We start from the raw sequence: 7,087 nt of genomic DNA on the forward strand, positions 1-7,087 counted from the left end.
CAGGTTCCAGCCGAACCCGACCGCAAGGATCCACACGCCCGCGAAGAGCGGCAACGTCACCCCGGTCACCGCTGACTCGACCCGGAGCGCGAGCACCAGTTCACCGGCGGGCCGGTCGGACGCGTCAACGGCCTGTAGGAGACGCGGTGTGCGAATCGGCTCGCCGTTCGACGCAGGTACCAGCCGACCCACGACTGGCGGACGATCCCGTGCCGCCGCCGCAGCCACCTTCTCCCGAGGATGGACGCGCCGAGCTCGACAACCGCAAGGCCGACCAAGGTACCGATGGTCCCGGCCGTCGCACTGCCGCGGACGAGGGCCAGCGCAAGGACGGCGCACACAGCCGTGAGGACACCTGCGGTGGCCACCCAGCCGAGGTCGTGGACGCGACGGTCCAGCCGGAGCGCTGCGTAGGTACCGGGCGGTATCAGCTCACCGGCTCGACGGCGGCCGCGCGCGTGGACCGCCCAGACAACGAGCAGCAGAACGTGCGACAGCGCGACCGCGACAACAAGCGCGCTCACGGCATGACCGGCAGTGCTCCCGAGCAGCTTCGGCAGCACTTGGGTGACTGTCAGCGGAGCGAGGATGGCCAGGCCAGCCCCCGCGACACCGGCAGGGATGGAGGCGGTGGCCAACTCCCAGCGGTGCGAACTGTCGCGCGGGTTGGACTCGAGCGCCTTCACCCGCAGTTGCGTCGCCTCATCGTGTCGCGACTGGGCCTCCAGAGCGCTCGCGAGCAGGGAGCGCAGTCGGTCATCGTGCGGATCGAGGGCGAGGGCGCGTCGAGAGGCAGCTTCGACGAGGTCGTACCGTCCAGCCTCGAGGGCGACGCGAGCGACGGCCTCGTGCCCAACCGGTACATCAGGCCCGAGCTCGACGCAGGTAGCCGCGCTTCGCATGGCCGCGTCGTAGTCGCCGAGGTCCGACTGGATCATCGCGAGGGCATAGTGTGGATCCTGAGCGTCCGGCGCCAGCCGTACGCACTCCACCGCTGCTGCCAGAGCCGCGCGATGACGCCCCAGCTGGCTGAGGGAGATTGCCAGCAGACGGTGAGGCCACTCCCACGACGGCGCGACCTCGCACGCGGCTTCGGCTGCTCTGAGAGCCGCCCCGTGGTCACCTTTGCCTTGCAGCGCCTGCGCCCGCAGGCACAGCACGTCGGCCTCGTCGTCGTCCGGTGAGGGCGCCGCCAGCACCTCAAGCGCTTCGGCGAACCGGCCGAGCTCGATCAGCGACTGAGCCCGTGCAGTTCTCACACCTCTCATCACGTCCGACAGCACGATCCGGGCGCACGCTGGTGACGCCGCCGCTGCTGAGCCGGCAGAGATCGCGCTTCTCGAATCTTCGGCACATTGGTTGCGAGGTCTGCAGCCTCGCCCTCATGTAGCCCGCGCTCTATCGCTTCAAGCGCAGCCCTTTCTGGAATGCCGCCCAGCGCGCTCGCGCGGTCGATGCGAGTGGAGTCCACCCGGCCGGGCAGATCATGATCCATGAGGCGAGACCCTATCCCCGGCTGGCCACGCGATCGTGAGGCCGGGAGCAGGTCTCCATCGCGTTTCCATTACACGCGCGCGGCATGTGGGTTCATAGCGATGTCCGATGCGCGAGTTCGCGCACATGGCGCCGAGGCTTGACGATCAATGAGCCGAGCCCGAGGGGACCGACCACCAGCAACAACTTTCGGCCCTCCTGTCCGCGTCGGACTGAGCGGCCTGGATCAGGGCCGCTCCGTGCGGCGTACCGTCGGGCTCGTGCAGCCTCACATCCGGGCTCTCAGCACGTCGATCTCGCAGCCTGGCGCGGACGGGTCGAAGCCGTGCTCGACCAGCCAGCGGACCCCTACCAGGCTTCGCAACGACCACCACGCCCGGATCACGTCGAGGTCGACGTCGGTGCCGTAGCCAGCGAGGACGTCGTCAAGGTGCTCCTCGTGTCCGAGCGTCAAGGTGGCGAGGTCGTACAGGGCATCGCCCGGGGCCGCCTCGGACCAGTCGATCACGCCGGTGATCTCGTCACCGTCGACGAACACGTGGGTGATCTGCAGGTCGGCGTGCGTGAACGCCGGTGTCCATGGCCGGAGCGCAGCCTCGGCGACCCGGCGGTTGTGCGTGACGAGGTCGATGGGAAGGACGCCGTTCGTGACGAGCCACTCGCATTCGCCGTCGAGGTGCGATGCGATCTCGTCGAGGCTGCGGCCGGGCCATGGTGGCAGCGGCGCGTCGTGCAGCAGCCGTGCGGCGGCGCCCGCCGCGGCCCACGCCGCCGACGACGCGGTCGACGGCTCGCCGAGGCGGCCGAGTGCCGTCCCTGGGAGGGCGGCGAGCGCGAGCACCGGCGGCTTCCGCCACAGGACCTCCGGAGTCGGGATCGGCGCCATGGCCATCGCTTCGACCTCGACGTCGGTGCGCGTCTGATCAGCGTCGACCTTCAGGAACACGTCGCCGACGCGCAGGGTCGCGCGCTCGTGATGGGCGACGACGACCTCGACCTCGTCCACGTCGGCCATCATCGAGGGGGATGACCACCGACGTCGCCAGGTTTACCCCGAGCAGATGATCTTGCGAGGGCGGCCGTTCGCGGTCGTGGGGCTGCCTCGTGTCAGGTGCTCGGGCCGCACGTTCATCAGCGCCCCGCAGGAGTCGCGGTAACCCTGCCCGGGCGAAGCCTGAACGGTCCGGAGCGTCCAACATGGAAGGGTGAGCGTGGATGCGCTGGTCCTGGCAGTGGCCTCGGTCGTGCGCCCGCTGAGCGCGGCGGCCGTGTACGCCATGCTCGCGTCCACGCGGCCGACCCGCTTGCTGACGGCCTACATCGTCGCCGGGTTCGTCTTCAGCTTCGTACTCGGCATCCTGTTGGTCGTCCTGTTCGGCATATCGGCCGGGCCGCAGGCCCCGAGTGAGACGCGAGCGCTCATCGCTTTCGCCCTCGGTGCAGGCTCGCTCGGTTGCGCCGCCGCGCTGCTCAGCGGCCGGGTCCAACGACGGCTGCCGAACCCTGCGGAAGCCAATCCGCGGTCCGGCTCCAGTTCGTGGATCGGCCGTCAGCTGGCCAACCTCTCCGCACCCCGCGCGGCCGTTGCCGGGGTGTTCACCCACAAGCCGGGGCTCTTCTACCTCGCCGCGCTGAGCGCGATCGCGGACAGCACGTCGAGCAACGCGGACCGGATCTTCCAGGTGGGCGTGTACAACGCGATCTGGTTCGCCCTGCCGGTGGCGGCCCTGGCGCTCGACCTGCGTAAACCGGTCGAGCTGCGTGACTTCCTGCGGCGGGCGACCGGGTGGGTCTGGCGCCGCCAGGTGGGGATCATGATGACCGCGTTCGGCCTCCTGGGTGTGTACCTGATCGTCAGGGGCCTCACGGAGCTTCGGTCCTGATCAGGATCACCCTCGTCAGGTGATGGTCCATAGGCTCCGCGGCGGTTGACTGGCTGTGCGCGACCCATTCGGGTCACCCGAAGACGGTTGAGCAGCGGATAGCCGCTCTGGGTTGCCGCCGGCGTCATCGTGATCACTCCGAAGGTCGACAGTCGCGGAAGGGCTCCGCGAACCGGAGACTGGACCGCTGCGGCGCCGCCTGCCTCACCCGCGACGGAGGAACTCCACGGGTTCCGGACCGGCCGGGCCGTGCTCGGGCTCGCCGACCGGCTCCGCGAGCCTGGTCCCGGGCAGCCCGCGGGTGAGGAAGAGGCTCAGCAGCGCGATCGCGGCGGCGACGAGCAGCGCGATCCGCAGCGCCTGCAGCTGGGCGTCCGCGTAGGTCGTGAGGATGGCGGTCGCCTCCGCGGGCGGGACCTGCGCATCCGCCAGCGCCTGCCGGATCTGGTCGATCGGCACGAACTGGACGCTGCCCGCCACGGCGACGCCGACCTGCTCCTGCACGGCGTCGGAGACCCGCGGGTCGTCCTGCACCCCGGACAGCGCGGTGACGGTGAGGGCTCCGACGACGACGGACCCGATGAGCGCGGTGCCCAGGGACGACCCGAGGTTCTGCGCGGTGTACTGGAGGCCGCCGACCTCGCTGCGCTCGGAGTCCCCGACGCTCGACTGCGCGACGTTGCCCAGCTGCGCCGCGAGCAGCCCCGTCCCGATCCCCAGCAGCGCCATCGCGACCGCGAAGGAGGCGTCGTCGAGTGCGGGGCGCACGGTGGCGACCAGCCACATCGTGGCGGCGAACAGCACGGCGAACGCGACCCGGGCCACCGTCCGGGGGCTCGCGACGCGGTTGAGCAGCGGCGCGCACATCGACGTCACCAGCATCGTCACCGACACCGGCAGCAGGCGCAGCCCGGTCTCGAACGCGTTGAGGCCGTGCACCACCTGCAGGTAGAGCGGGATCGTGAAGAACAGGCCCAGGAGAATGAGGTTCTGGGCGACGAGGGTCACCAGCGCGGCCCGCAGCGGGGCCACGTCGAACAACTTCCAGCGGATGAGCGGGTCGAGCCCGCGGCGCTCCCGGCGGCGCAGCCAGCTGCGGAGCAGGCCGAGCAGCACCAGGCCGGCCGCGATCACGAAGGGGGTCGGGGAGAGCCCGAACACCGTGACGGGCGGGTCGAGCGGTCGCAGCCATCCCCAGGCCCCGCTCTGCAGCACCCCGAGGACCACCAGCGCGAGGCCGACCACGGACAGCGTGGCACCGACGGCGTCGAGTCGGCGGCGGGGCCCGGTCGCCGGCGCGTCGGCGATCCAGCGCATCGTCAGGAGGATGAACACGACGACGACCAGTTCCCCGGCGAAGACGAACCGCCAGCTCAGGTAGGTGGTCATCCAGCCGCCGAGCAGGGGGCCCACCGCGATTCCGGCGCCGGCGAGCCCCCCGATCACCCCGTAGGCGGCGGCGCGGTCGCGGCCGGTGTAGTTGCCGCCGACGAGCGCGGCCAGCGCCGGGAGCACCAGCGCCCCGCCCAGGCCCTCGATGACCGACCAGCCGAGCACGAGCACCCAGAGCGTGGGCGCGATCGAGGTCAGGGCCGAGCCGATCCCGTAGACGACGAGCCCGATCCCGAAGGCCCGCCGCCGGCCGATGATGTCACCGACCTGGGATCCCACGATGAGGAAGGCCGCCATCACGAGAGGGTGTACAGCGTGATCGTGGCCTGGATCGCGGTGATGGTGGTCGAGAAGTCGGCGACCAGCTGGCTGATCGACACGTTCATCACCGACGTGTCGAGCACGACCAGGAACTGCGCGAGCCCCAGCGGGATCAGCGCCTTCCAGCGGCCCCGGCCGTCTTGCCCGTCCTCGGGATGCACGGGCTAGCGGGCCTCCGCCCTTCGGGCTCGCAGCGCGACCAGGTACAGCGGGCCCGCCAGGACCAGCAGCACCACGGTGGCGACCGGCCCGACGGCGAGGGACGCCAGCCCGAGCAGCAGCACCAGTCCGGTCCACCGGTCGACCGGGCCGTAGTCCGCGTCGCCGGGATCGGCGCCGGGGCGCTCACGCCACCTGTGGAACAACTCGGCCAGTGCCGGGTCGTCCGCGGCCAGTGCCGCCTCGATCCTGCGCAGAGCCTCGCCGCCGCCTGCTCCGACCGGCATGGGACACCTCCTCCGCTGCGGCCGTCGCCCGGGGCCCGTTGTTGCCGCCCGGCTTCGGCGGGCCCAGCGTGGTGGCGCCGACCTGCGCCGTCCTCACCCCGGCAGGGTGACGATGGGAGCCCGGTCCGCCGGTGCTAACGGGCCGTCCGGCCGCCGAGCACCCGCAGCAGAGCCGGGACGGCCTCGCCGACCTTCGGCGGTGCGGCTGCGGCGGGAGAGAGACCGGGCGCGGTGGTCGGCACCCGCACACGCAGGGCACCCGGCAGCGAGCGGAACCGCAGCGGCGGCGGCAGGCACAGCGCCTCGCCGTCGACGCCGACGTCGATCAGGGGTTCGGCCGAGTCGATGACGAACTCGCGGGTGCTCCACGCTCGGTAGCCGCGGAAGCGGCGGATCCGCCCGGTCGCCTCGGCCGAGACGAGCGCCGGGACGTCCCGGGCCCGGTCCACGTCCACCGTGACCACCCCGAGCAGGCCGTCGTCGATCCGGGGGCGGGTCCCGAAGCCGCTCATGCTGTCCAGGCGGTAGACGTCGTTGGACACCAGGATCATGTCGGCCGAGGTCACGGCCTGCCCGTCGGGCCCGTCGAAGCGCAGGTCGAACGGGTCGGCCTCGGGTCCGAGCAGGTCGGGCAGCAGGCGCGCGGTGGTCGCGAGCTTGGCGTCGCGGTAGGCCTCGGACTGCACGACGGTCGCGTACACCCCGAGCGAGGCGTTGTTGACGAAGATCCGGTCACCGAGCTGGGCGAGGTCGACGCGGCGCTCGACCGCGGCACCGAAGGCGTCGAGCGCGCCGGCGACGTCGAGGCGGTCCAGGCCGAGGTCGAGCGCGAAGTGGTTGCGCGTGCCGGCCGGGACGCAGACGAAGGCCACGTCGTGTGTGCGCGCGACGTCCGCGACGAGGGCCTGCGACCCGTCGCCCCCGGCCATGCCGAGAACGTCCGCTCCGTCGGCGACGGCCTGCTCGGCGAGCGCCCGCAGGTCGTCTCCGGGACGCAGCCGGACGGGGGTGACCCCGTGCCGCCGGGCCTCCCCCTCCAGGTCGAAGCGGTCGACCTTGCCCCCGCCCGACCGCGGGTTCATGAGCAGCACCCCGCGCCGCGCCGGGCCCACCGGAAGCCCCTCCGGATGGCGGGCGGGATCGGCGCCCAGCGCGTACCTCGCCGTCGCCAGCGACGCCGCCACCAGCACGATGACGAGCACGATCCGCCCGATCTCCGCGGCGTCGAGCTGCAGCACGGCGACCACGAGCAGGGCGATGACGCCCAGCAGCGCCGCGCCCGCTGCCACCGCGGCGACCACGCGCCGCGAGCCGCGGTTCACCAGCGCGGTCCACCCGGCGACGACGACGAGCGCCACCAGGACCGCGGTCAGCGCCAGCAGTCCCAGGTTCCGGAAGGCGGCGGAGACGACGGCGACGATCGCCGCGAAGAGGCCCAGCAGAGCTCCGGCCGCCGCGATGCGCCGTGCCGGAGACGGTCGGGGTGGGCCGGTCGCGACGCCGGCGGTCGTTTCGCTCATGCCCAGCTGCTCCTCGGCCATGGCCCGGGGA

The 7,087-nt window shown here is 72.0% G+C and carries 7 protein-coding genes; 1 reads left to right on the plus strand and 6 read right to left on the minus strand.

The window, feature by feature from the left end; translation table 11 throughout:
* Positions 1 to 65 precede the first annotated feature (65 nt).
* Positions 66 to 1,283: a tetratricopeptide repeat protein gene (locus HF577_RS08530; RefSeq protein ID WP_169395209.1), complete on the minus strand. Its 1,218-nt coding sequence runs from the start codon at positions 1,281 to 1,283 to the stop codon at positions 66 to 68.
* Positions 1,284 to 1,762: 479 nt separating this feature from the next.
* Positions 1,763 to 2,509, minus strand: a complete 747-nt coding sequence (locus tag HF577_RS08535; protein WP_407692193.1) for a phosphotransferase — start codon at positions 2,507 to 2,509, stop codon at positions 1,763 to 1,765.
* 190 nt (positions 2,510 to 2,699) lie between these two features.
* On the opposite strand from HF577_RS08535, the gene HF577_RS08540 reads away from it, so the two are divergent.
* The gene (locus HF577_RS08540; protein WP_169395211.1) at positions 2,700 to 3,377 is read left to right on the plus strand and encodes a GAP family protein; all 678 of its coding nucleotides are present in this window, start codon (positions 2,700 to 2,702) and stop codon (positions 3,375 to 3,377) included.
* A 204-nt stretch (positions 3,378 to 3,581) separates the two neighbouring features.
* Here HF577_RS08540 and HF577_RS08545 read toward each other — a convergent pair whose 3' ends face one another.
* From HF577_RS08545 to HF577_RS08555, 4 genes are all read right to left on the minus strand, one after another.
* Positions 3,582 to 5,066 carry an MFS transporter gene (locus HF577_RS08545; protein WP_211173967.1) on the minus strand — a complete coding sequence of 495 codons (1,485 nt, stop codon included), beginning with the start codon at positions 5,064 to 5,066 and terminating at the stop codon, positions 3,582 to 3,584.
* Positions 5,066 to 5,251, minus strand: coding sequence for an MFS transporter (locus HF577_RS37355; protein WP_211173968.1), 186 nt, complete (start codon positions 5,249 to 5,251; stop codon positions 5,066 to 5,068). Before HF577_RS37355 ends, HF577_RS08545 begins: the two co-directional genes overlap by 1 nt.
* Before the next feature lie 3 nt (positions 5,252 to 5,254).
* Positions 5,255 to 5,536: a DUF3040 domain-containing protein gene (locus HF577_RS08550; protein ID WP_169395212.1), complete on the minus strand. Its 282-nt coding sequence runs from the start codon at positions 5,534 to 5,536 to the stop codon at positions 5,255 to 5,257.
* 134 nt (positions 5,537 to 5,670) lie between these two features.
* Positions 5,671 to 7,087, minus strand: a 1,417-nt coding sequence (locus HF577_RS08555; RefSeq protein WP_312859015.1) for a diacylglycerol/lipid kinase family protein, incomplete at its 5' end; no start/stop codon positions are given.

The sequence above is a fragment of the Pseudonocardia xinjiangensis genome, from assembly GCF_012911925.1.
Lineage (GTDB): Bacteria > Actinomycetota > Actinomycetes > Mycobacteriales > Pseudonocardiaceae > Pseudonocardia > Pseudonocardia xinjiangensis.

Coding starts and splice junctions, on each gene's coding strand:
- HF577_RS08535 (WP_407692193.1), bottom strand. CDS start 2,509: ATGGCCGACGTGGACGAGGTCGAGGTCGTCGTCGCCCATCACGAGCGC.
- HF577_RS08545 (WP_211173967.1), bottom strand. CDS start 5,066: ATGGCGGCCTTCCTCATCGTGGGATCCCAGGTCGGTGACATCATCGGC.
- HF577_RS08550 (WP_169395212.1), bottom strand. CDS start 5,536: ATGCCGGTCGGAGCAGGCGGCGGCGAGGCTCTGCGCAGGATCGAGGCG.